This window comes from Variovorax glucosi (assembly GCF_051216695.1).
In the GTDB taxonomy this organism is placed as follows: Bacteria; Pseudomonadota; Gammaproteobacteria; order Burkholderiales; family Burkholderiaceae_C; genus Variovorax.
In genome coordinates this window covers 1-1,179 of record NZ_JBPJZE010000242.1, presented here as the reverse complement: position 1 = coordinate 1,179, position 1,179 = coordinate 1, and the positions used below count along the sequence as shown (strand labels likewise).

Annotated in this window: 1 protein-coding gene and 1 pseudogene; both read left to right on the top strand. The window is 68.0% G+C overall.

All coding sequences use genetic code 11. From position 1 onward, the window contains the following. The coding region (locus ACSFA3_RS24640) for a bifunctional folylpolyglutamate synthase/dihydrofolate synthase (protein WP_435507992.1) at positions 1–975 on the top strand (975 nt) is incomplete at its 5' end. 61 nt (positions 976–1,036) lie between these two features. Then, a pseudogene (locus ACSFA3_RS24635) lies at positions 1,037–1,179 on the top strand (SPOR domain-containing protein); the annotation flags it as partial.

Here is a 1,179-nt window from a genome sequence, read left to right as displayed (position 1 = left end):
GACATGGCCCTGACCTACTTCGAATTCACCACGCTCGGCATCCTGCATTGCATGATCGAGGAAAAGCCCGACGTGGCGATCCTCGAAGTCGGCCTGGGCGGGCGGCTCGATGCGGTCAACATCATCGACACCGACTGCGCGGTCATCACCAGCATCGACCTTGACCACATGGAATACCTCGGGCCCGACCGCGAAAGCATCGGCTTCGAGAAGGCCGGCATCCTGCGCCCGGGCAAGCCCGCCGTTGTCAGCGACCCGATGCCGCCGCAGAGCGTGATCGATCATGCGAACGCCATCGGTGCCGACCTGTGGCGCTTCGGGACCGACTTCAACGTGTCGGGCGACAAGCAGCAGTGGGGCTGGTCTGGGCGTGGCCGGCGCTACAGCGGGCTGGCCTATCCGGCACTGCGCGGGGCCAACCAACTCATCAATGCGGCCGGCGTGCTCGCGGCGCTCGAGGCGCTGCGCCCGCAACTGCCGATCACGGCGCAGGCCGTGCGCAACGGGCTCGCGATGGTCGAGCTGCCGGGCCGCTTCCAGATCGTGCCGGGCGAACCGGCGCTTGTGCTCGACGTGGCGCACAATGCCCACGCCGTGGCCGCGCTGGCCGAGAACCTCGATGCGATGGGCTTCTACCCCACCACGCACGGCGTGTTCGGCGTGATGGCCGACAAGGATCTCGCACCGATCCTCGCGCGCATCGGGCCGCTGATTGACCGCTGGTACTTCACCGACCTGCCCACGCCGCGCGCCGCCAAGGCGGCCGACCTGCTGGCCAGCTGGCAGGCGCAGAACACGCGCACCGATGCCTCTGGCAGCGTGTATGCGGGCCCGATGGAAGCGTTGCGCGCAGCCATCGAGCAGGCGGGGCCCGCTGATAGAATCGTGGTCTTCGGATCGTTCTTCACCGTGGGTGGCGTGCTCGAAAACGGCACCCCCCGGCTGCAAGCCAAACACCTGCTGCCAGGCGGCTGATCGTCGGGCTGTCCATACCCTCTGACACCACCTCGCTGCACTCCTTCCGGGATCGACCCGCCTGGCGTTTTTCAAGTTCCGCACGCGCGGCCCACAAGGCAACGAAGGACGCAGCGCCCCGGCCGCTGTCCCCGCGGAAAGTGTCGAAACCATGCGTCGGCGTGCGCGCCACCGGCTGCTCGGCGCAGCGGTGCTGGTGCTGCT